General features: G+C 59.5%; 18 protein-coding genes. 2 read left to right on the top strand and 16 right to left on the bottom strand.

Annotated features, from left to right (window positions below; all coding sequences use genetic code 11):
• Positions 1–45: 45 nt before the first annotated feature.
• The 15 genes from ACG2K1_RS06775 to ACG2K1_RS06705 all read right to left on the bottom strand — a co-directional run bounded on the left by ACG2K1_RS06775 (position 46) and on the right by ACG2K1_RS06705 (position 13,904).
• Positions 46–786, bottom strand: a complete 741-nt coding sequence (locus ACG2K1_RS06775) for a hypothetical protein (protein ID WP_395428564.1) — start codon at positions 784–786, stop codon at positions 46–48.
• Positions 768–1,802: a beta-ketoacyl synthase N-terminal-like domain-containing protein gene (locus tag ACG2K1_RS06770; RefSeq protein ID WP_395428563.1), complete on the bottom strand. Its 1,035-nt coding sequence runs from the start codon at positions 1,800–1,802 to the stop codon at positions 768–770. Before ACG2K1_RS06770 ends, ACG2K1_RS06775 begins: the two co-directional genes overlap by 19 nt.
• Positions 1,799–2,089: a phosphopantetheine-binding protein gene (locus ACG2K1_RS06765; protein ID WP_009424961.1), complete on the bottom strand. Its 291-nt coding sequence runs from the start codon at positions 2,087–2,089 to the stop codon at positions 1,799–1,801. The genes ACG2K1_RS06770 and ACG2K1_RS06765 overlap by 4 nt, the downstream gene beginning before the upstream one ends.
• A 45-nt stretch (positions 2,090–2,134) precedes the next feature.
• Positions 2,135–3,385, bottom strand: a complete 1,251-nt coding sequence (locus ACG2K1_RS06760; protein ID WP_395428561.1) for an ABC transporter permease — start codon at positions 3,383–3,385, stop codon at positions 2,135–2,137.
• Positions 3,382–4,278 carry an ABC transporter ATP-binding protein gene (locus ACG2K1_RS06755; RefSeq protein ID WP_009424963.1) on the bottom strand — a complete coding sequence of 299 codons (897 nt, stop codon included), beginning with the start codon at positions 4,276–4,278 and terminating at the stop codon, positions 3,382–3,384. Before ACG2K1_RS06755 ends, ACG2K1_RS06760 begins: the two co-directional genes overlap by 4 nt.
• 119 nt (positions 4,279–4,397) lie before the next feature.
• Positions 4,398–5,396 carry a BtrH N-terminal domain-containing protein gene (locus tag ACG2K1_RS06750; RefSeq protein WP_395428560.1) on the bottom strand — a complete coding sequence of 333 codons (999 nt, stop codon included), beginning with the start codon at positions 5,394–5,396 and terminating at the stop codon, positions 4,398–4,400.
• A 63-nt stretch (positions 5,397–5,459) separates the two neighbouring features.
• The gene (locus ACG2K1_RS06745; RefSeq protein ID WP_009424965.1) at positions 5,460–5,873 is read right to left on the bottom strand and encodes a hypothetical protein; all 414 of its coding nucleotides are present in this window, start codon (positions 5,871–5,873) and stop codon (positions 5,460–5,462) included.
• A gap of 70 nt (positions 5,874–5,943) precedes the next feature.
• Positions 5,944–7,095, bottom strand: a complete 1,152-nt coding sequence (locus ACG2K1_RS06740) for a beta-ketoacyl-ACP synthase III (protein ID WP_395428559.1) — start codon at positions 7,093–7,095, stop codon at positions 5,944–5,946.
• Positions 7,096–7,172: 77 nt separating this feature from the next.
• The gene (locus tag ACG2K1_RS06735) at positions 7,173–8,096 is read right to left on the bottom strand and encodes a hypothetical protein (RefSeq protein WP_009424967.1); all 924 of its coding nucleotides are present in this window, start codon (positions 8,094–8,096) and stop codon (positions 7,173–7,175) included.
• A 149-nt stretch (positions 8,097–8,245) separates the two neighbouring features.
• Positions 8,246–8,839, bottom strand: coding sequence for an outer membrane lipoprotein carrier protein LolA (locus ACG2K1_RS06730; RefSeq protein ID WP_009424968.1), 594 nt, complete (start codon positions 8,837–8,839; stop codon positions 8,246–8,248).
• An 86-nt stretch (positions 8,840–8,925) separates the two neighbouring features.
• Positions 8,926–9,366 carry a thioesterase family protein gene (locus ACG2K1_RS06725; protein ID WP_009424969.1) on the bottom strand — a complete coding sequence of 147 codons (441 nt, stop codon included), beginning with the start codon at positions 9,364–9,366 and terminating at the stop codon, positions 8,926–8,928.
• 15 nt (positions 9,367–9,381) lie between these two features.
• Entirely contained in the window at positions 9,382–10,320 is a 939-nt protein-coding gene (locus ACG2K1_RS06720; protein ID WP_395428558.1) for a glycosyl transferase family 2, read from the bottom strand.
• Positions 10,320–11,051, bottom strand: a complete 732-nt coding sequence (locus tag ACG2K1_RS06715; RefSeq protein WP_395428557.1) for a glycosyltransferase family 2 protein — start codon at positions 11,049–11,051, stop codon at positions 10,320–10,322. The genes ACG2K1_RS06720 and ACG2K1_RS06715 overlap by 1 nt, the downstream gene beginning before the upstream one ends.
• 3 nt (positions 11,052–11,054) lie before the next feature.
• Positions 11,055–12,143: a methyltransferase gene (locus ACG2K1_RS06710; RefSeq protein ID WP_395428556.1), complete on the bottom strand. Its 1,089-nt coding sequence runs from the start codon at positions 12,141–12,143 to the stop codon at positions 11,055–11,057.
• A gap of 48 nt (positions 12,144–12,191) precedes the next feature.
• Complete coding sequence (locus ACG2K1_RS06705; RefSeq protein WP_395428555.1) at positions 12,192–13,904, bottom strand: AMP-binding protein; 1,713 nt, start codon at positions 13,902–13,904, stop codon at positions 12,192–12,194.
• 210 nt (positions 13,905–14,114) lie between these two features.
• Between ACG2K1_RS06705 and ACG2K1_RS06700 the strand changes: the two genes are divergently transcribed.
• Both ACG2K1_RS06700 and ACG2K1_RS06695 read left to right on the top strand, forming a co-directional pair.
• The gene (locus ACG2K1_RS06700) at positions 14,115–14,765 is read left to right on the top strand and encodes an HAD family hydrolase (RefSeq protein WP_009424975.1); all 651 of its coding nucleotides are present in this window, start codon (positions 14,115–14,117) and stop codon (positions 14,763–14,765) included.
• 167 nt (positions 14,766–14,932) lie between these two features.
• Positions 14,933–16,312 (top strand): sodium:alanine symporter family protein, encoded by a 1,380-nt coding sequence (locus ACG2K1_RS06695; RefSeq protein WP_009424976.1) that lies wholly within the window; start codon positions 14,933–14,935, stop codon positions 16,310–16,312.
• 325 nt (positions 16,313–16,637) lie between these two features.
• On the opposite strand, the gene ACG2K1_RS06690 is transcribed toward ACG2K1_RS06695, so the two are convergent.
• Entirely contained in the window at positions 16,638–17,456 is an 819-nt protein-coding gene (locus ACG2K1_RS06690) for a pyruvate, water dikinase regulatory protein (protein WP_009424978.1), read from the bottom strand.
• Positions 17,457–17,820 lie beyond the last annotated feature (364 nt).

Raw genomic sequence — 17,820 nt, 5'->3', positions numbered from 1 at the left:
GGTTCGGCGGCGGCATTTTCAGACGGCCTTTGCCGTCCGGACGGTTTATCCGATCCGTTCGTATGCGGTGGCGACATCTGCCGGGCAGCCGGTTTGTATCGTCCAACTGCCTGCTTCGATGGTGTGGCTGCGTTCGTGCAGCGTTGCCGCAAGGTCGGCAATGTGCTGCCAATAGTAGGTTTCAGACGACCTTTCCGTTGCGGCCTGCGGCGTGGTTTTTTTGGAAAAGCACAGGGGCGCGCCGGTGTCTGCACCGTGTTCGAGCAGCAGCCAGACGCTGCCTTCGCCGGTGTGCGGGTAGGCCGGCTGGTGTTCGTAGCACCAGCCGACGGCGGCTTGTCCGCCAATCGGAAGCGAGGCGGCGGCGAGCAGCAGGGGATGGAAGCGGGTGTCGGAATCGCGTCCTGCGGGAACGGTAGATGTTGCGCCGTGGCAGCCGAGGGCTTCGGCGGCATGGAAGGCGGGGGCGTTGTGCAGGTTGGCGATGAAATCGAAAGGCATGGCGGCGTGGTGGTCGAGCACGTTGCCGGCCATTTTGGCAAATACGGCGGGCGAGGAGAACGGCGTGCCGAGCCAGACGGCGCAATCGGGGGAAATGCGGCGGCTGCGGGCGAGCAGGCCTGCACCGAGGGCGGCGCAGATGCTGAGGCGGCTGAGGCGGCGCGGGTCGGTGCCGGTGCGCTGTTGCAGGGTTTGTTTGAGGATTTTTCCGCTGACGGCCGCGTCGGTGCCGAAGCGGGCGGCGGCGGTGATGCGGATGTCGGGAATCAGGGTGTCCATTGCCATACTGTTGCTGTGTTGCTGCCGCCGAAGCCGAAGTGGTTGGCGAGGCAGAAAAGGCCGTCTGAAAGGGGGATTTTGTGTCCGTGGATATCGGTAAGCGTGCGGCTGCGGAGTGCTTGGGCGAGCAGGGCAGTTTCGAGTGCCGCGCTTGCGCCGAGGGTGTGGCCGGTTTGCGGTTTGAGTGCGGCAAGCGGCGGCGGTGTGCCGAATACTTTGTGCAGCACCTGCATTTCGGCGGCATCGCTGTCGGCTGTGCCGATGCCGTGGGTTTTGACGAGGGCGATGCCGGCGGGTGTGATGCCTGCGGCGGCAATGGCGCGGCGGATGACGCTTTCCTGCACGGCAGTATCGCTCTGTACCAAATGGCTGCCTGTGCCTGCGGCGTGGCCGGCCAGTTTCAGACGGCCTTTGCTTTGCGGCTCTGCGGCGGAGAGGGCAAGCGCGGCTGCGCCTTCGCCGAGTATCAGGCCGTTGCCGCCGAAGGGGCGGTAGTCGGCGGTGAGCAGGCCGAGGCTGTGGAAATGCAGCAGTGTGAGGCGGTTGAGGCTTTCGATGCCGAGTACGAAAGCGCGCTCCGCCAGACCGAGCGATAGGAAACGGTCGGCCTGGATGAGGGCGTGGGCGGATGAGGTACAGGAAGTGGCGAAGCTGAAAATGTTGCAGTTGCCGCTGCGTTCGCGCAGGTCGGCGGCAAGATGGAGCAGGTGGTTTTCCGGTGTGGTTTCACCGGCAAGATAGCGGTTTTCGTATTCGGAAATCAGGTAGGAGCCGGAGCCGATAAATACGGGCGCGGTATGCCAGGCTTCAGACGGCCAGCCTGCGTTTTCGGCGGCACGGCGCAAGTGCGCTTCGGCTTCGCCGGCAATTTCGGTGCGGCTGAGGCCGGGGGAGGAGAAGGCGCGAAAATAGGCGGCCTGCTGTGTTTGCTTGAGAAAAGCGAATTCCACCGTATCAGGCCGTCTGAATGCGGCCTGCGGATTGGCCGCGCAAGTGGCCGCTGTGCCGCAGAGCCAGCTCATGCGCCGTGTTCCCGCCGCACGAATGCGGCCAAACCGCGTATGCACATCATGTGTTTGCGTACCATGCGGTCGCCTTGCAGCCGCACTTGGAAATGCTGTTGCAGGGCAACGCTGATTTGCAGCGCGTCAAGCGAATCGAGGGCGACAGGGCTGCCGTCGCCGAACAGCGGCGCGTCGTCGGAGAAGTCTTCAGGGGCGATGTCGTCGGCTTTGCCGGACTCTTGCAGAATGAGTTTTTTCAATTCGGTTTCGAGTGCTTGCGGAGCAAGGGTGAAGGTGTAGGACATAAAAAGGGCTTTCGTATCCGGTTGGGCGGCGCGGTTTGCAGGTTCTTAAAACCGCACCTGTGTTTGCAGCTGCCGACGGTAAACCAGTGTGGCAGCGAGGAGTGTGGCGGCGGCGAATGCGGCGAGTAGGGCGAGGTAGGGGGTGATGCCGCCTAAGCCGCTGCGGTTGAGCAGCAGCTCCTGAAAGGCTTTCAAGCCCCAAGCCATCGGCGACACCCAAGTGATGTGCTGCATGGTGTCGGGCATGACGTGTGCGGGCACCATGATGCCGCCGAGTGCCGCCATCAGGATAATGCCGCCGCCGCCAAGCACGACGGCGTGTTCGGTGGATTTGGCGCACACGCTGATCAGCAACGCATAGCCGAGCGCGGCGGCGGATACGGCGGCAGACAAGAGCGCGTAAGGCGCAAGGCTGCCATTGAGTACCAGCGCGCTTACGCCGAGCTTGGGCAGCAGGTAGCGGCCGAGCAGCAGCATACCGGCAAATTGGAGCTGGTTAATCAGGAAATACGGTACGAGTTTGGCCGCTATCAGCCCCGCCGCGCCTGCTCGGGCCAGCCGCAGCCGTGTAATCGTGTTGGTCTGCCGCTCCAAAGCCATCACGTTGGAGAGCGGTATCATGATGAAGAACATGCCGAAAATCAGCCATGCAGGTACGCTGTGCTGTACGGCGTTGGGCTTGGCCACCGTGCCGCTGCCTGCGCTCAAATAATGTTCCTGAAACATGGTGCGGCCTAAAAATGCGCTTACTGCATCAAGCTGTTCGGCGTTTTTTTCGTCCACTTTCTTTTGGATTTCTTTGCGGATTTTTGCGGGCAGTTTTTTGTTGTCGATGGTAATGCCGCTGTCGCCAAAGTAGGCGTTGACGCGCGTTTCGGTGTAATGCTGCTGCAAAACGCCTTTGACTGCCGCCAGCCATGAGGGTTCGGTATCGGGGGCGATATAGATTTGCAGCGTTTTACTGTCGGCGGGTTTGTCTGCGGCAAGGTTGGGGTTGTGCAGTACCAGTTGGAAACGCTTGTCGTGCAGCCCGTTTTGCGCGGCGGCGAGTTTTTCAGACGGCATCATGCTGACGCGTATGTTTTCTTTTTCCAGCGCGGCGGCGAATTTGGCGTTGACGCTGTCGCCCGCCGCGCCGACCAGTGCGATGCGGCTGCCTTCGTGCGGGTCGGCATCGCGGCTCAGTGCCAGCGACATAATCAGCATGAAAACGATGGGCATCACAAACAGTACGGCCAGGCCGTGCAGGTCGCGGCTCAAGAGTTTCAATTCTTTAATCAGGGAAGCGGCGGTCATGGCGTGTCGGTTTCGCGGCGGAGAAAGTCGAGGTAAAAGGCTTCCAGCGAGCCGTGTCCCTGCTGGAAGTAACGGATATGCACGCCGCTTTTTTGCAGGGCGGCATACACGGCGGCGGCATCCTGCGCGGTTTCCATCATGCCGCGCCGGTCGGCGGGCACGGCTTGCAGTGCGGCCAAGGTTGCAGGCGGCAGTGCAGGCTCGGTAATGAAGCGCACGGTTTGCGTCTGTGAAGCCAAAAGTTCGTCCAAGCTGCCTTGATACACCAGCCGTCCGTGTTGCAGCAGCGCGATTTTGCCGCAAAGCTGCTCGATTTCGGGCAGATAGTGCGAGGTGTACACCACGGTTACGCCCTGCCGCGTCAGTTCGGCAACGCTGTCGAGAATAAAGCGGCGCGATTGCGGGTCGATGCCGACGGTAATTTCGTCGAGAAACACCAGTTGCGGCGCGTTAATCAGCCCCACGGCGAAATTCAGACGGCGTTTGAGCCCGCCGGACAGGTGTTTGGCGGCTTTGTGTTTGTGTTCTTCCAAGCCGGCCTGCCCGATGAGCAGGTTCAGACGGCCTTTGTCGCGCATCTTGTAGAGCGAGGCGAAAAACAGCAGGTTGTCCCATACCGAAAGCTGCGGATAGAACGCGAAATCCTGCGGTACGAGACCGATTTTCTGCCGTGCGGCACGGGAGAGACGGTGCAGCGGCCGGCCGTCAAACAAGATTTCGCCCCTGCACACGTCCTGCAAACCTGCCATCAGCGACATCAACGTGGTTTTGCCCGCGCCGTTGTGTCCGAGCAGACCCAGGCATTCGCCGTCGGCAATGTCGAACGATACGTTGTCGAGAGCGGGTGCGTCGGCACGGGGGTAGCGGTGGGAGAGGGATTGGATTTGAATCATAGGTAAAGGGTGGTGGGCAGAGGCCGTCTGAACCGTTCAAGCGGTTTCAGGCATATCGGCAACCGGCTTGGCGGCGTTTTGGGAGTAAAACCGAATGCCGATGCTGCAAAAAAAGCGGTTTATCCGATTTGTTTCAACCGCCGCCATAATGCTTCTTCTTGGTCGGCGATGCCGCGTAAGAGGGCGGAGATTTCGGCGCAGCCATGTTCAGACGGCTTTTTGCACTGTTTCACGCACATGGCGGCAAACTGACGCCACTGGTCGCCGATGGCGGTCATCTGCTCAGAGGCCGTCTGAAAAGCCGTTTCGCCGCAGATTTGTGCCGACTGTTCTAAAAAATAGGCGTAGATATAGCGGAAACCCGCGCCGCCCGTGCCGATTTCTTCCTGCATGCGCACCAAGTGGCCGAGAAACAGTTTTTGGTATTTTTCGTTGTTTTGGGCGGGCAGGCTTTCGATTTTCTTGGCGACGGTGCGCATCCCTTTCACGCCGACGAAAAACAGCGGCGCAAGCATATGGTTGGCGTTTTTCCGTATGGCTTTGCGGATAACGGCAGGCAGTTTGGCAGCCACTGCCGCCGGATTTCCGCCTGCTTCAAGCGTGTACATCATGCCTTTGGCGGCCAGTGCGCCTTTGGCAAAGCGGGCGCGCTGCAAGTCTTCGGCGGGGCAGCGTTGAACGGTTTCAAACACAGGGTCGCTGACAAGGTAGTCGCCGCCGTCTTTACCGTACACGAGCAGGTTGTGGGCGTTGAAATGGAAACGCATCTGCGGTGGAAAGTAGGGCAGCCAGAATACGGATGTCTGCACGCCTGCGGGTTGGCCTGCGGCCAAGGCTTCGTCAAGTGCGGCCTGCCCGCGCTCAGGGCTGGAGAAACGGCGCACTGACAGTTTCAGCCCCAGTGCTTTGCAGGTGTTGCGGATGATGCTGCGCGGCGCGGCGCGATAGGACACGAGCGGCATTCCGCCGAGCTTGACTAGCGGCAGCCATACAAACGACAGCGCGTGTGCAATGCCGAAAATCATGGCTTCGTTCAACTCGCAGCCGTGGTATTTGAGCAGAGTGGACATGACACCGCTTTCGCAGTGGGCGGTGTGCTGGTGGGGAAATTCGGTCATGGGGTTTTCTTCGGAAAAAAGAGGCCGTCTGAACGGCGTGATGCCGTTCAGACGGCCTCTGCTTTATTTTCGACAGGGTGCATCGGTATCAATGCGTTGCAGTTCTTTAATGTTGATTTGCAGGGCATTGGCGTATTTTTGCAGGGTTTTGGAACTCAGTTTGGCAAAGATTTCGGGGCGCAAGTGGCGGCGAAGCTGCCATTTCCATACGCCTGCCGCGCCTGCCAGACTGGTTTCGTCGTGGCGGTAGCGGAACATATGGTAGTAGAGCGGCGAGTATTCGCCCCGCGCAACGGCTTCCCGGGCGGCTTGGGTTTGCGCGTCCAGCTCGGATACGGCAAGGCCGGTGGCGTAGGATTCGTCGTCCCAACCGCTGCTGGTGGCGGCCTCGTAATGGCCGCCGCGCGTTCCGTAGATGACTTTGCGGTGGCCGTGGTAGGAGGTGCTGTTGTCTTGCGGAATGTCTTTTACTTCCATGTCGGATCTTCGTTTCGGACTGTTTTGCTTATTGGCATCCGGTTGCGCGGCAATCGGGTCTGGATAGCTTCTAAACTGCTTCCAAAAGCATGAAACAGGTGGAAAAGCGGCTGCTTTCGGGGATGTAGCAGAGGATTTTCTGCCCGCGCCCAACGGGTGCGGTGCGCATAAATTCTTCAAGAATGATGTAAATCGAAGCCGAACCGGTGTTGCCTTTTTCGCTCAGGTTGGTAAACCATTTTTCTTGTGGAATGGCAAAACCGATGCCTTCCAATCCGGCAGCCAGTTTGTCGCGGAAGAAGCCGGAAGAGTAGTGCGGCAGAAACCAGTCGATGTCGGCGGCAGCGATCTTGTGTTTGGCGGCGATTTGGGGGAGCGGCTTTTCCACGGTGTAGCGGACGATGTGTTCGTTTAGCAGTTTGACATCCTGTTTGACTGCCATCAGGGTGTCGCGGCGGTTCTGTTCCGCGCCGGCGGCTTTCCAGCCGGTAAATGCGCCGTTGATGATTTCCGCACCCGCATACATGCAGGGCGGCATTTCGTTGGCGTAGGAGCGTAGCTCAATCCAATGGATTTTGAAGCTGAGGCCGTCTGAATTGGGGCGGCCGGACAGGTAAACCGCTCCTGCGCCGTCGGAAAGCATCCAGCGTAGGAAGTCTTTTTCAAAACCGATTTCGGGTGTGGCGTTTTCCAGTTTTTTCAAATCGGTTTCGCTCTGGAATACCTCGCCGCGCATGACGGACGAGGCATTTTCCGAAGCGGCGGCAATGGCGGCGGTGTGTTCGCCCGTGCGTACCGCGTTGTAGGCGTATTTCATCGCCGCCATGCCTGAAGCGCATACGCCGGCGAGGCTGACGGTTTCGCAGGGGGGCATCTCAAGCAGGCCGTGTACCATCGCGCCGTGTCCGGGCATGATTTGGTCGGGATAGGAGGTGGCACAGGCAAGGCAGGATACGGTATCTGCAAAGCCTTGCGCCAAAAGCAGTTTTACTGCTTCGGCGGCAAGCTCGGCGTTGGTGTGGGTGGCGCGGCGGGTAGCGGGGTCAATGGCGTAATGGCGTGAGACGATGCCGTTGGAGCGCAGAATCATGCGGCGCACGCGCGAGGGTAGTCCGCCCGCCATGCCGAGTACGGCTTCCATCTGGTCGTTGTCCACAGGGGCGTTGGGCAGAAAAGCGGCGGCACGGTTGATATAGACGTTGTCGGGTATGTGCTTGGTCATTGTTATTGGGTTGTTTCAATGGTTTATCGTGTGGTTTGGAAAGTTTCAGACGGCCAAAGGCCGTCTGAACGGGCAGTTTATTCGCCTGAAGGTTGCGCGTAGTATTTTTTCAGCGCGGCCAAACGGTGTTTCAACAGCGGGTGCAGCAGTTTTTTCAGCAGCACGCTCACGGGAATGACGGTCAGAATCAGCGTGATGAGGAACAAAATATAAAACGCCAGTAACGCGCGGCGCAGCAGCGGCGACACGCGCCCGGCTGCCATCAGCAGCTTGCCCCACAGGAAGAAGCTGCGGCCTGCGGCCTTTTCGCTGAAAATCAGTTTTTCATCGACTTTGGCCGCCCCCATGTTTTGAAATAGTGTTTCGTCCAGCGGGAGTCCTTGTGCCAGCGCATCGCGCAGCTTTGTTCCGAAACGCACGCCGTCGGCCAGTTCGGTTTCGGCAATGCCCGCAGCAGGCAGGCGGCGGAAATACTGTTTGTCGCCCGTGAGCAGCCAGGCGGGAGTGGTAACGAAGCTGGCAGCCGTGCCGCAGGCATCGGTTTTAACGATGTTGCCGATGAGTTTCGCACCGTTGGCCGTGAGCAGGTTTTTCATTTTTTCCTGAGCCGCCAGCCACATATTGCGGCAGCCGATGAGCGTGATAACGGGTTTGCCTGCAAGCAGCCGGCGGGTTTCGGCACGTTGTAAAAAGGCGGTAACGGGTTGCGACGGGGAGAGAAACCACACCGTATAGGCGATGACGACGACGTCGTAGTCTTCGTCGGGAATCTGCGGCGGCTCGATGGGGGCGGGTTTCAGATGGACGGTTTCGGGAAAAGTATCGAAAAAACGCCAAAACGGCCACGGAAACGGATAGGGCTGTTGCGGAACAAGGTTTACGCAGTCGGTGCGGATTCCGCTCTGCCGCAGCGGTTTGGCGAAGTGCCGTGCCAATGCGTCCAGCTGTCCGGTTTGCGAGTAGTGCACCAGCAGCACTTTTTTGTTTTCATATCCCGTCATTGTGTTTTACAAAAATTATTTGATAGGGCGGTATTATAGCTTTTTTGTAAAAGTATTTGAAGAACAAACAGCTATGCCGTCTGAAAGCTGCTCTGCCGGCTGTGCGGACGTTTTAACTTCGTTGAAGCTTCGCTTTCAGACGGCCTTTTTTACAGTGCGCTTCGAGCGAAGCCGTCGAGCGGTTTGTCGGTTTGCACTTGGTTGAAGCGCATAACGGTACGGTCGCCTTGTTTTTCGTCCAGCTCGATTTGGCGTACCACGCTGTCACCGCTGATGTCGATGCGGTTGAAAATCTGGCGGGTAACGGCCGTTTTCGGTGTCAGGCGCAGTGTCCACTGTTTTTCCGTACCGGAGAGGGCGAGGTCAAACTGGTTTTCCAAGCCCCGTGTGTTGCCGCCGAGCAGGTCGAGAAAGAGTTTGATTTGGCGGCTTTGGCCGGAAAGCCTGCTTTGGTTGGGATTGTTCCATGTGCCGCCGTTGTACTGCATGATGCCGTCGGCACGCACGCGCAGGGTGGTTTCAAAGGGCTTTTGCATCTGCCACAGCAGCCCTTTGTTTGGCACGAGGACGAATCTGCCTTGGGTGGTCATGGGTTTGGTGAGGGATTTGAGGTAACGCTGCTGGGTAAACGCGCCCTGTACGTTGGCGGGTTTTTGCAGGGTTTGCGCCAGCTCGGCGGTGGAAAAGGCCCACGCGGGCAGGCAGACGGACGCGAGCGCGGCGGCGGTAATAAACTTTTTCATGGATTTTCTTTCTGCGGCGGCCGTTTCAGACGGCCTGTTGTCTGTGGAAAAGGATATGGCGGCGGCAGGCCGTCTGAAAACGGATTTCAGACGGCCTCGGCAAAGGCCGGGTGGCGGCGTACGGCATCAAGCCAGCTTTGCGGCGTTTGGAACTGCATTTCTCCTGTCGTAACGGATACGGCGGCCTGCGTGGTGGAGGCGCGGGTCAGTTTTTCACCGCTTTGCGCGTCGCGGATGGTGTAGTCGATGCGCAGGCAACTTTCGATTTCGACGATTTCCATGTCCACTCGGATTTTTTGGCCGAACAGGGCGGGGCGGATGTATTTGAAGTCCATTTTGACAATCGGCCAGCTGTAACCCTGCCGCCCCATTTCGTTGTAGTCGTAGCCGATGCTGCTTAAAAATGCGCAGCGGGCGGTTTCGAGGTATTTGACATAGTTGCCGTGCCAAACGATGTGCATGGCGTCCACGTCGAAAAACGGGACTTCAAGCTCGAAGCTGTGGCGGCAGTAGATGTGTTTTTTCACGTTGCGGTTTCCTGTTCAGGCGGCCTCGTCGCCCCAGAAATCATAAAAGTTAAACCATTGCAGCGGGTTTTCGGCGCATTCTTCTGCCAACAGGTCGGCGAAACGCTGCATGGTAGCGGCGGTTTCGGTTTGGCGGCCGTGGCGTTTCCATGTCGCGGTATCGGCGAAGCGGCGCAGTTTCAGGTGGTAGCGGCCGTTGCGTTTTACGCAAAAGAGGGTGTTGAGCTGCGTTTTCAGCAAAGCGGCCAACAGCCATGCGCCCTGCGGCATTTGTGCGCTTTGGCCGAGAAACTGTACGGGAGCGGTTTTGGCACCGCGTACGGGTACGCGGTCGGCTGCGACGGCAATCCATTCGCCCGCCTCGATGCGGCGGTTCAATTCCATCATCAAGGCAGCGTCCAAGTCGCCGACCTGTATCATTTTGATGCGGTCGGCACCGGCTTTTTCGAGCGCATCGTTAAACGCCTGCGCGTGTTTGCTGTGTACGAGCACATTGAGCCGGAAACCTTGGTGGTGTGATACCAGTGCACGGCAGACTTCGGTGTTCCCCAAGTGCGAGCAGACAAAAATCTGCCCGCGCCCGCCGCTGTCAACGATGCCGGACACGTTGTCGGGGTCTTCGACAGTCAGGTCGCGATAGCGGATTTTGTGCTGCCATACGGCAAAGCGGTCGCAGACGGCCTCTCCGAAGGCGACAAACTGGCGGAACACGGCGAAGCGGTGCGGTAGGACGGTGGTGGGGAAGGCCGTCTGAAGGCGCGTTTGATAACGGAGGATATGGCGGCGTTGTTTGGACGAAGTGGCGTAAAAATACAGCACCACCGGCCAAATGCAGGGTCGCATCAACCATCCCGGCAGATAGCGCACCATCAGCGTGGTCAACGCGAGAAACAGGCGGTTGCCGCGTTCCTGCTGCTGCGCCCAGTGGTTGGGGTTTTGTGCCTCGGTACCCATTATTTCAGACGGCCTTTGCCGGAAAAACGCCGCTGCAACATACCGCAAAACAGCCGTGCGTGCATTTTGCTGATGCGTATGTTGTCTGTCCATTCGTTGAAATGGGAAACGCCGCCTGCCGCGTAGCGCACGGGCGTGGGTATCCACACAGGTTTGACTCCGCGCCAATAGAGACGGACGAGGATTTCGGTGTCAAAGTCCATGCGGTCGCCTACGCTTTCTTCGCGCACGACGGCAAGTGCGGGTGCGAGCGGGTAGAGGCGGAAGCCGCACATGCCGTCTTTGATGTCGTGCGACCAAGTGTGCAGCATATTCCAAAAGTCAGTGATTTTGCGCCCGTAGAGCCGTGCTTTGGGTGCGTCGCTGCCGTATTGCGGCCAGCCGCAGATAACCGCTTCGGGGTGCGCGGAGGCGGCGGCAAGCAACTTGGGCGTGTCGTCAAGATGGTGCTGGCCGTCGGCATCAACCTGCAAAACGTGGCTGTAGCCGCGTTCTTCGGCGTATTTCAAACCGGCTTTCACCGCCGCACCCTTGCCGCCGTTGACAGGGCGGAAGATAACGTTGACGGAATGAATGCCGTTTGAAACCAAGCCTTGCAGTACGGCGCGACATTCCGGCCGCGAACCATCGTCAACAATGAGTACGTCCAAACCGAAACCGCGCATGGTTTCGGCAACGCGGCCGACGGTGTCGGGGTGGTTGTAATGGGGAATCAGGACGAGGATTTTCATGTTTCAGACGGCCTTTACGCACCGCAAAATACTGTGCCCCAAGCCGAGGCCGTCTGAAATTTCGGCGATTTCCAAACCGGCGTTGCGGGCGCAGCGCATCATGTCTTCGGAATGGTAGATTTTGCTGTTGCCGTTGGCCATCGCGGTAAAGTAGAGGCTGGTCATCGTGAGGCAGTAGGCGGCAGTTTCGTAACGCTGTCTGTCCCAAAACGGCTCCATGATGTAAAGGCTGGTGTTTTCATCCATCGAACGCGCGGCACGTTCGAGAATGCCGGTTACTTCGGCTTCGGAGAAACAATCGAGAAATTGGCTCATCCAAATCGCGTCAAAGCCCGTGGGAAAGGGCGTTGCCGGATCCAGCAGGTCGGCAGGGTGGCCGTGGATGCGCTCTGCGCCGGGTTTGCCTTTAACCGATTCTTTCATCAGGCCGATTTGCTGCGGCAAATCCATAACCGTTACTTCGACATCAGGATTATGGGAGACGCACTGCAAAGCCCAACGCCCAGTATTGCCGCCGACATCAAGCAGCTTTTTCACCGGCCGGCCGAACACGGTTTGCAGGGCTTGGGCGAAAGAATTGTCGGAATAATAATGGTCAAAGCCAAACCACGCCTTTTGCGTTTCAGGCGGCAGCGACGAGAGGCCTTCGTAAATCGTCGGCCAACCGCCGAACACTTTCAGCCCTTCGGGTTTGCCCGTTTCCAGCGTTTTTTCCAAATCAAACATACCCTGGTAACAGACTTCCTGGACAAAATCCATGTTCACGCGCGCCAGCTTGTCTTTCAGCAAAAACCAGCCGGCCTTGCCGAGAAAATAACGGCCGCCGCGCGTATGTACCGTGCCGATGGAGAGCGAGGCTTCAAGCAGCACCTGAGCCGCATAAGAGCCGATGCCCGCCGCTTCGGCGATTTCGTCCTGCGTGAGGCCGTCTGAAGCCTCGTTCAGACGCTCAAAAATGCCGTATTTCACCATCAGCCGCGACACTTGGAACACAATCGGCGCAAACGCAATCTCCTGAGCCAGCCGCTGTGCTTCGCCTGCGCCCAAATGCTCTTCGGAATAACGTCGTTCTAATGCGGGAAAAAGTTTCATCGGTTTGCCTTTGCTTGGAATAAATCAATATGTATATGGAAACGGGTTTCAGACGGCCTCAAACACGATGCGGCCGGAGGCGCAGGGCGTGCCGTCGCTGCGGTTGATTTTGAACGACAGTTTGTCTTTATCGGCATCGTATTTCAGTGTAACGGCGATGTCGCCGCCGGGGCGGACGAACTGTTGGTATTTTAGGTTTTCCACGCGCACGGCGGGGCGGTTGCCCCACGGTTGGCGTGCGGCAAGGTCGAGCACCCATTGCAGTTCGACTACGCCGGGGACGAGCGGGAAGGTGGCGAAGTGGCCGCCGAAATAGACCAGATCGGGCGGTACGCGGCCTGTGAACAGGATTTCGCCGCCGTTTGTACTTTGCTGCGTCCATCGCGGCGCGGTTTGCGGTTCGGTAAAGGCCGTCTGAAAGTCGGCGGCGGCGATTTTGGCCTGTGTGTTGCGCGGCAGGGTGTCGGCGAAACGCCAGTAGCGCGGCAGGGCGGCGGTGTCCTGCGATTGGGCGAGGTGGCGTTTGAGGGCATCAATTACGGCGGCGCGGCCTTGTTCGCGCAGGGCGGCGATACCTTCGCCGGTAAGAGCCGCCCATGCGGCGATGCGTCGGTGGCGCGGGTGCAGGCTGCAATGTGCGTCGGCAATCCACGGGTGGCGCAACAGCTCGTGTTCGATTTGTGTGAGCGACACGCGTTTGTCTTCAAATTTGATGATGCGGTCTTTGCGGCCGAGCAGCAGAAAGCCGGTGTCCTGCCGTTCGATGAGGTCGGCGGTTTGGCAGCGGCCTGCCGACCACGGCGAATCCGCCCATAGTGTGCCTTCGCCGTCCTGTCCGAACGATACGCCGTCAAACGCCTGCCACACCCGGCTGCTGCTGCGTGAGGCAATCACGCCGGTTTCGGTGCTGCCGTACACTTCAAACGGGCGCACGGCGACGTGTTCGAGCAAGTCCGCAGTCGCCTCGGGCAGTGCGCCGCCTGCGGAAACGATGCCTGCGATGCGCCCTGAAGCGGAGAGCCAGTCGCGGTTTTCGCCCAAACGGTTGAGTACGGCGGGGCTGGCAATCCACACGGATTTTGCGTGTGCCGCCGTGGCCGCAAGCAGGTTTTCAGGATATACCGCCTGCGCCCGTTCCATTGTCCAGCCCATTGTCAAGGCCAGTGCGAAGCGGAACGTGAAACCGTATAAATGCTGCGGCGACACGCTGCCGACCACCGCCGCGCCGCTGCGGCCAAAAGACAGCGAGACGGCCAGCACCGCCGCTTCGGCCTGCATTTGCGCGGCGGTTTTCACAACCGTTTTTGCCTCGCCGCCGGAGCCGGACGTTTTCAACCAGGCTTCGGCTTCGGGCGGAATGCGCCAACCGGTATTGCCGTTATGGTTTTCAGACGGCCTCTGCGCGGTTTCTGCCGCTTCGGGCAGATGCCATATGTTGCGGTTGAGGCCGTCTGAAAACAGTTTGCCGTCGTGCGAATCGGTGAGAAATACGTCGGACGACGCTCCCCATTCGATGCTTTCCCGCGCCGTGTTCGGCAGCAGCATCACCCGCGCCCCGGCGTGCCATGCGGCGAGCACGGCGCAGGCAAACAGCGCGGCATCGTCGAACCACAGCGCGGCGGAGCGCACGTTTGCCGCTTTCAGACGGCCTGACAAGGCGAAAACGGCGCGGTTAAACGCTTCGCGCGTCCACGCGGGGCGTGCGGCGATAAAGTCGGTTTGCGGCAGGGCAGGGGAAAGGATTTCGGTCAGTGCGTACATGGCAGGCGTGGCGTGCGGCGGGAAAAAGGCGCGATTTTAATGGTTTTTCGCCCGGGCTGCGTGAAAATACGGACATGAGGCCGTCTGAAAACCCGTTGCCGCCGCGTTTCGGGCAGGCGCCGATTGCGCGTTGCGGCGGCTTAACCTTTGAAAAGATACGGCAGTAAAGGTTAAAATGACACTGTTTTATCACACACACGGGAAAGCATCATGATCAAAGCGGTTCTCTTCGATTTGGACGGCACGCTTGCCGACACCGCCCCCGATTTGGGCGGCGCGCTCAATGCTCTGTTGGCCAAACGCGGTCTGCCGCCGAAGGATATGTCCGATATCCGCGCGGTGGCCAGCCACGGCGCGGCCGGGCTGTTGGCGCTGGGTGCGGGTATTTCGCGCGGCGATGAGGGTTTCGACGAGTGGCGTGCGGCCTATCTGGCGGAATACGAGGCCTGTTTCGACCGCGATACGGTTCTGTTTCCGCAAATCGGCAATCTGTTGGCCGTGTTGGTGCGCAGGGGCATTGCCTGGGGCATCGTCACCAACAAGCCCGCTATGTTTACCGACCGTCTTGTGCCCAAGCTCGGTTTTGCCGTGCCGCCTGCGGTGGTGGTGAGCGGCGATACCTGCGCCGAGGCCAAGCCGAGCGTGGTGCCTATGCTTTACGCCTGCGGGCAGATCGGCGTGGCGCCGCAGGAATGCCTTTATGTCGGCGATGCCCGACGCGATATGCAGGCCGGGCGCGATGCGGGTATGAAAACCGTGCTGGCGCTGTGGGGCTATATCGCGGCGGGCGACCGCACCGAAGAATGGCCGGCGGATTTCGCCGTGTCGCGTCCTTCGGACATCGAAGCGCTGCTGGGCTGAACGCCGCTGCATACGGCACAGGCCGTCTGAAAACGTGTTTTCAGACGGCCTGTGCCGTTTTTGCGCCCGATGCGCCGAGAGGGGTGTGCGCCTTGCACAATTTAACGTTGTGTGCTGAAATGCGCCTCCCCGATGAAATGTAAACAATTTAACCGAGGAGGAAAGAAATGCAAGGAATAGAGAACTTTCTCAACGAGCTGAACAGCTATGTATGGGGGCGCGGCATGCTGGTGCTGCTGGTCGGCACGGGCATCTGGCTGACGCTGGCCTTGCGCGGTTTGCAGTTTTCCATGCTGTTTTACGCACTGAAACAGGCGTTCCGCCCGCATCCGAAAAAAGACGACGGCAGCGACCACGACGGCGACGTTTCCCATTTCGGCGCGCTGATGACCGCCCTGTCGGCCACCATCGGCACGGGCAATATCGCGGGCGTGGCTACCGCCGTGGCCGCCGGCGGGCCGGGTGCGGTGTTTTGGATGTGGATTACCGCCGTCTTCGGTATGGCCACCAAATACGGCGAAGGCGTGCTGGCGGTGAAATTCCGCATCACCAACAGCAAGGGCGAAATGTCGGGCGGGCCGATGTACTACATTGAAAACGGCCTGGGCAAAAACTGGAAATGGCTGGCCGTTCTCTTCGCTCTGTTCGGCACCATCGCCTCCTTCGGTATCGGCAGCTCCGTACAGGCCAACTCGGTGGCGCAGGCCATGCACAGCAGCTTCGGCATCGAGCCGTGGATTAGCGGCGTGGCGCTGACGCTGATAACCGCCTTCGTCGTACTCGGCGGCATCCAGAGCATCGCCAAAGTCAGCTCCATCGTCGTGCCCTTTATGGCCGTGCTTTATGTGCTCGGCGGCCTGGTTATCGTCTTCTCGCACCTCGACCTGCTGTTGCCCGCGCTGAAAGTTATACTGGGCGACGCCTTCACGGGGCAGGCCGTGGCCGGCGGCGTGGTCGGCACCGTTATCCGCTACGGCGTCGCACGCGGCGTGTTCTCCAACGAAGCGGGCATGGGTTCCGCCCCCATCGCCGCCGCCGCCGCGAAAACCGACCATCCTGTGCGTCAGGCACTCGTTTCCATGACCGGCACCTTCCTCGACACCATCGTCGTCTGCTCGATTACCGGCATCGTGTTGGTAATGGGGCTGCTGGGCGCGGACGGCCAGTTTATGCTGCCCGAACTCAAAGGCGCGGCGCTCACCACGCAGACTTTCAACGCCCTCCTGTCGGGCTGGGGCGGCTGGATTGTCACCATCGGCCTGATTTTCTTTGCCTATTCCACCATCCTCGGCTGGTGTTACTACGGCGAAAAATGCGCCGGCTACGTTTTCGGCGACAAATTCGTGAAGCCCTACCGCGTTATCTACGTTGCCACCGTAATGCTCGGCACGGTGATGAGCCTCGATCTGGTGTGGACGGCCGCCGACACCTTCAACGGCCTGATGGCCGTGCCCAATCTGATCGCCCTGCTTCTGCTCTCGGGCGTGATTGTAAAGGAAACCCGCGACTTCAAAGCCAAACGCGCCAGCGGCGAATTGGAGTATTGATACCGCGCTGTGCCTGACTGACACGGGTACGCAAAAAGGCCGTCTGAAAGCAGGTTTGCGTTTCAGACGGCCTCAAATGTTTATGGGTATGACAGCGGCGCGGTTCGGCAGGCGAAAGGCTGTTTTGACACGGAAAGGCCGTCTGAAAGCGGGTTTGCGTTTTGACTTCGTTGAAGCTTCGCTTTCAGACGGCCTCAAACATTCGGCGGACGCCGCAGCATCGGTATGCGGGACAAACGGCGGCTTCGGTATACAAAAGGCCGTCTGAAAGCAACGAATATGGCTTTCAGACGGCCTTTTTGCCGCGCGCGGCGGCAACGGTTTTTTAAAAACGGCGTTTCAGATTGCAGGCCTGCAAAATGCTGGCGGCGAGTTCTTCCACCGATTTGTGGGTGGTGTTGGTGAACGGAATGTCGAAGCGGCGGAACATGGCCTGCGCGTCGGCCACTTCCTGCTTGCAGGTGGCGAGGCTGGCGTAGCGCGAGTTGGGGCGGCGCTCTTCGCGGATGTCGGCCAGGCGCTCGGGCTGGATGGTGAGGCCGTAGATTTTGCTGCGGTAGGGCTTGATCATCGGCGGCAGGTCGGGGCTGTCGAGATCGTCGGGCGTGAGCGGATAGTTGGCGGCGCGGATGCCGTATTGCAGGGCGAGATACAGGCAGGTCGGCGTTTTGCCGCTGCGCGATACGCCCATGAGGATGACGTCGGCGTCTTTCAGGTCTTTGTCGCTGACGCCGTCGTCGTGGTTGAGGGTGAAGTTCACCGCATCCATGCGCGCTTCGTAGCGGGCGGTGTCGGCGATGCCGTGGATGCGTCCGGCTTCGTGCCGCGCTTTGGTGCCCAATTCGTTTTCCAAGACGCCGAGAAAGGCGTCGAAAAAGCTCAGGTGCAGGCCGGGGCTGCTGCGGATGATGTTGCGGATTTCTTCGTTGAGGATGCTGGAAAAAACCAGCGGCCGCAGCTCGGTCTGCTGTGCGGCGGTTTCGATAATCTGCACCATGGCGCGGGCTTTGTCGGGCGTGTCGACGAAGGGGTAGGTGGAGCGCTTGAATTTGATGTCCTGAAACTGGTCGAGCAGGGCTTCGCCCATGCTTTCGGAGGTGAGGCCGGTGCGGTCGGAAATGAAGAAGGCGGGTCGGCGCGACATGGTTGTGCTCGCTTTTCGGTGGTGGAAACAAGGGGCGCGGATGATAGCAAGAGGCCGTCTGAAATTGAAGCGTGTGGAAAAACTACACTGCGTTACATGCCTGTTCGCGGCGGATGTTTTTGGCTTTTTGTGCCGCGCGCTCGGCCGTGCGTGGCGGAATATGGCGGCAAAACCTGCCGATTCCGGATGCGTAGCGGCTGCGCGGACAGGTGCTTACGACTGAAAATAACAAAAACAGGCACAGCGCCGATGCGGAGTTTCACGCCGCTACATTGCGCCCGTGCCTTGTTTTCAGACGGCCTCAAACCGGCTGCGGCAGGAGAAAACACATGACACGGCGGCGCAGGCTGGTTAAAATGCCGCG

The organism is Neisseria sp. 23W00296, assembly GCF_044772855.1.
In the GTDB taxonomy this organism is placed as follows: domain Bacteria; phylum Pseudomonadota; class Gammaproteobacteria; order Burkholderiales; family Neisseriaceae; genus Neisseria.
This window is presented reverse-complemented; position numbering and strand designations above follow the sequence as displayed.

Excerpts from the sequence above, each read along its gene's own strand:
- ACG2K1_RS06715 (WP_395428557.1), bottom strand. The coding sequence starts at position 11,051 with ATGAAAATCCTCGTCCTGATTCCCCATTACAACCACCCCGACACCGTC.
- ACG2K1_RS06710 (WP_395428556.1), bottom strand. The coding sequence starts at position 12,143 with ATGAAACTTTTTCCCGCATTAGAACGACGTTATTCCGAAGAGCATTTG.
- ACG2K1_RS06700 (WP_009424975.1), top strand. The coding sequence starts at position 14,115 with ATGATCAAAGCGGTTCTCTTCGATTTGGACGGCACGCTTGCCGACACC.
- ACG2K1_RS06695 (WP_009424976.1), top strand. The coding sequence starts at position 14,933 with ATGCAAGGAATAGAGAACTTTCTCAACGAGCTGAACAGCTATGTATGG.
- ACG2K1_RS06690 (WP_009424978.1), bottom strand. The coding sequence starts at position 17,456 with ATGTCGCGCCGACCCGCCTTCTTCATTTCCGACCGCACCGGCCTCACC.
- ACG2K1_RS06730 (WP_009424968.1), bottom strand. The coding sequence starts at position 8,839 with ATGAAAAAGTTTATTACCGCCGCCGCGCTCGCGTCCGTCTGCCTGCCC.
- ACG2K1_RS06705 (WP_395428555.1), bottom strand. The coding sequence starts at position 13,904 with ATGTACGCACTGACCGAAATCCTTTCCCCTGCCCTGCCGCAAACCGAC.
- ACG2K1_RS06770 (WP_395428563.1), bottom strand. The coding sequence starts at position 1,802 with ATGAGCTGGCTCTGCGGCACAGCGGCCACTTGCGCGGCCAATCCGCAG.
- ACG2K1_RS06745 (WP_009424965.1), bottom strand. The coding sequence starts at position 5,873 with ATGGAAGTAAAAGACATTCCGCAAGACAACAGCACCTCCTACCACGGC.
- ACG2K1_RS06750 (WP_395428560.1), bottom strand. The coding sequence starts at position 5,396 with ATGACCGAATTTCCCCACCAGCACACCGCCCACTGCGAAAGCGGTGTC.
- ACG2K1_RS06720 (WP_395428558.1), bottom strand. The coding sequence starts at position 10,320 with ATGGGTACCGAGGCACAAAACCCCAACCACTGGGCGCAGCAGCAGGAA.
- ACG2K1_RS06775 (WP_395428564.1), bottom strand. The coding sequence starts at position 786 with ATGGCAATGGACACCCTGATTCCCGACATCCGCATCACCGCCGCCGCC.
- ACG2K1_RS06755 (WP_009424963.1), bottom strand. The coding sequence starts at position 4,278 with ATGATTCAAATCCAATCCCTCTCCCACCGCTACCCCCGTGCCGACGCA.
- ACG2K1_RS06765 (WP_009424961.1), bottom strand. The coding sequence starts at position 2,089 with ATGTCCTACACCTTCACCCTTGCTCCGCAAGCACTCGAAACCGAATTG.
- ACG2K1_RS06760 (WP_395428561.1), bottom strand. The coding sequence starts at position 3,385 with ATGACCGCCGCTTCCCTGATTAAAGAATTGAAACTCTTGAGCCGCGAC.
- ACG2K1_RS06740 (WP_395428559.1), bottom strand. The coding sequence starts at position 7,095 with ATGACCAAGCACATACCCGACAACGTCTATATCAACCGTGCCGCCGCT.
- ACG2K1_RS06735 (WP_009424967.1), bottom strand. The coding sequence starts at position 8,096 with ATGACGGGATATGAAAACAAAAAAGTGCTGCTGGTGCACTACTCGCAA.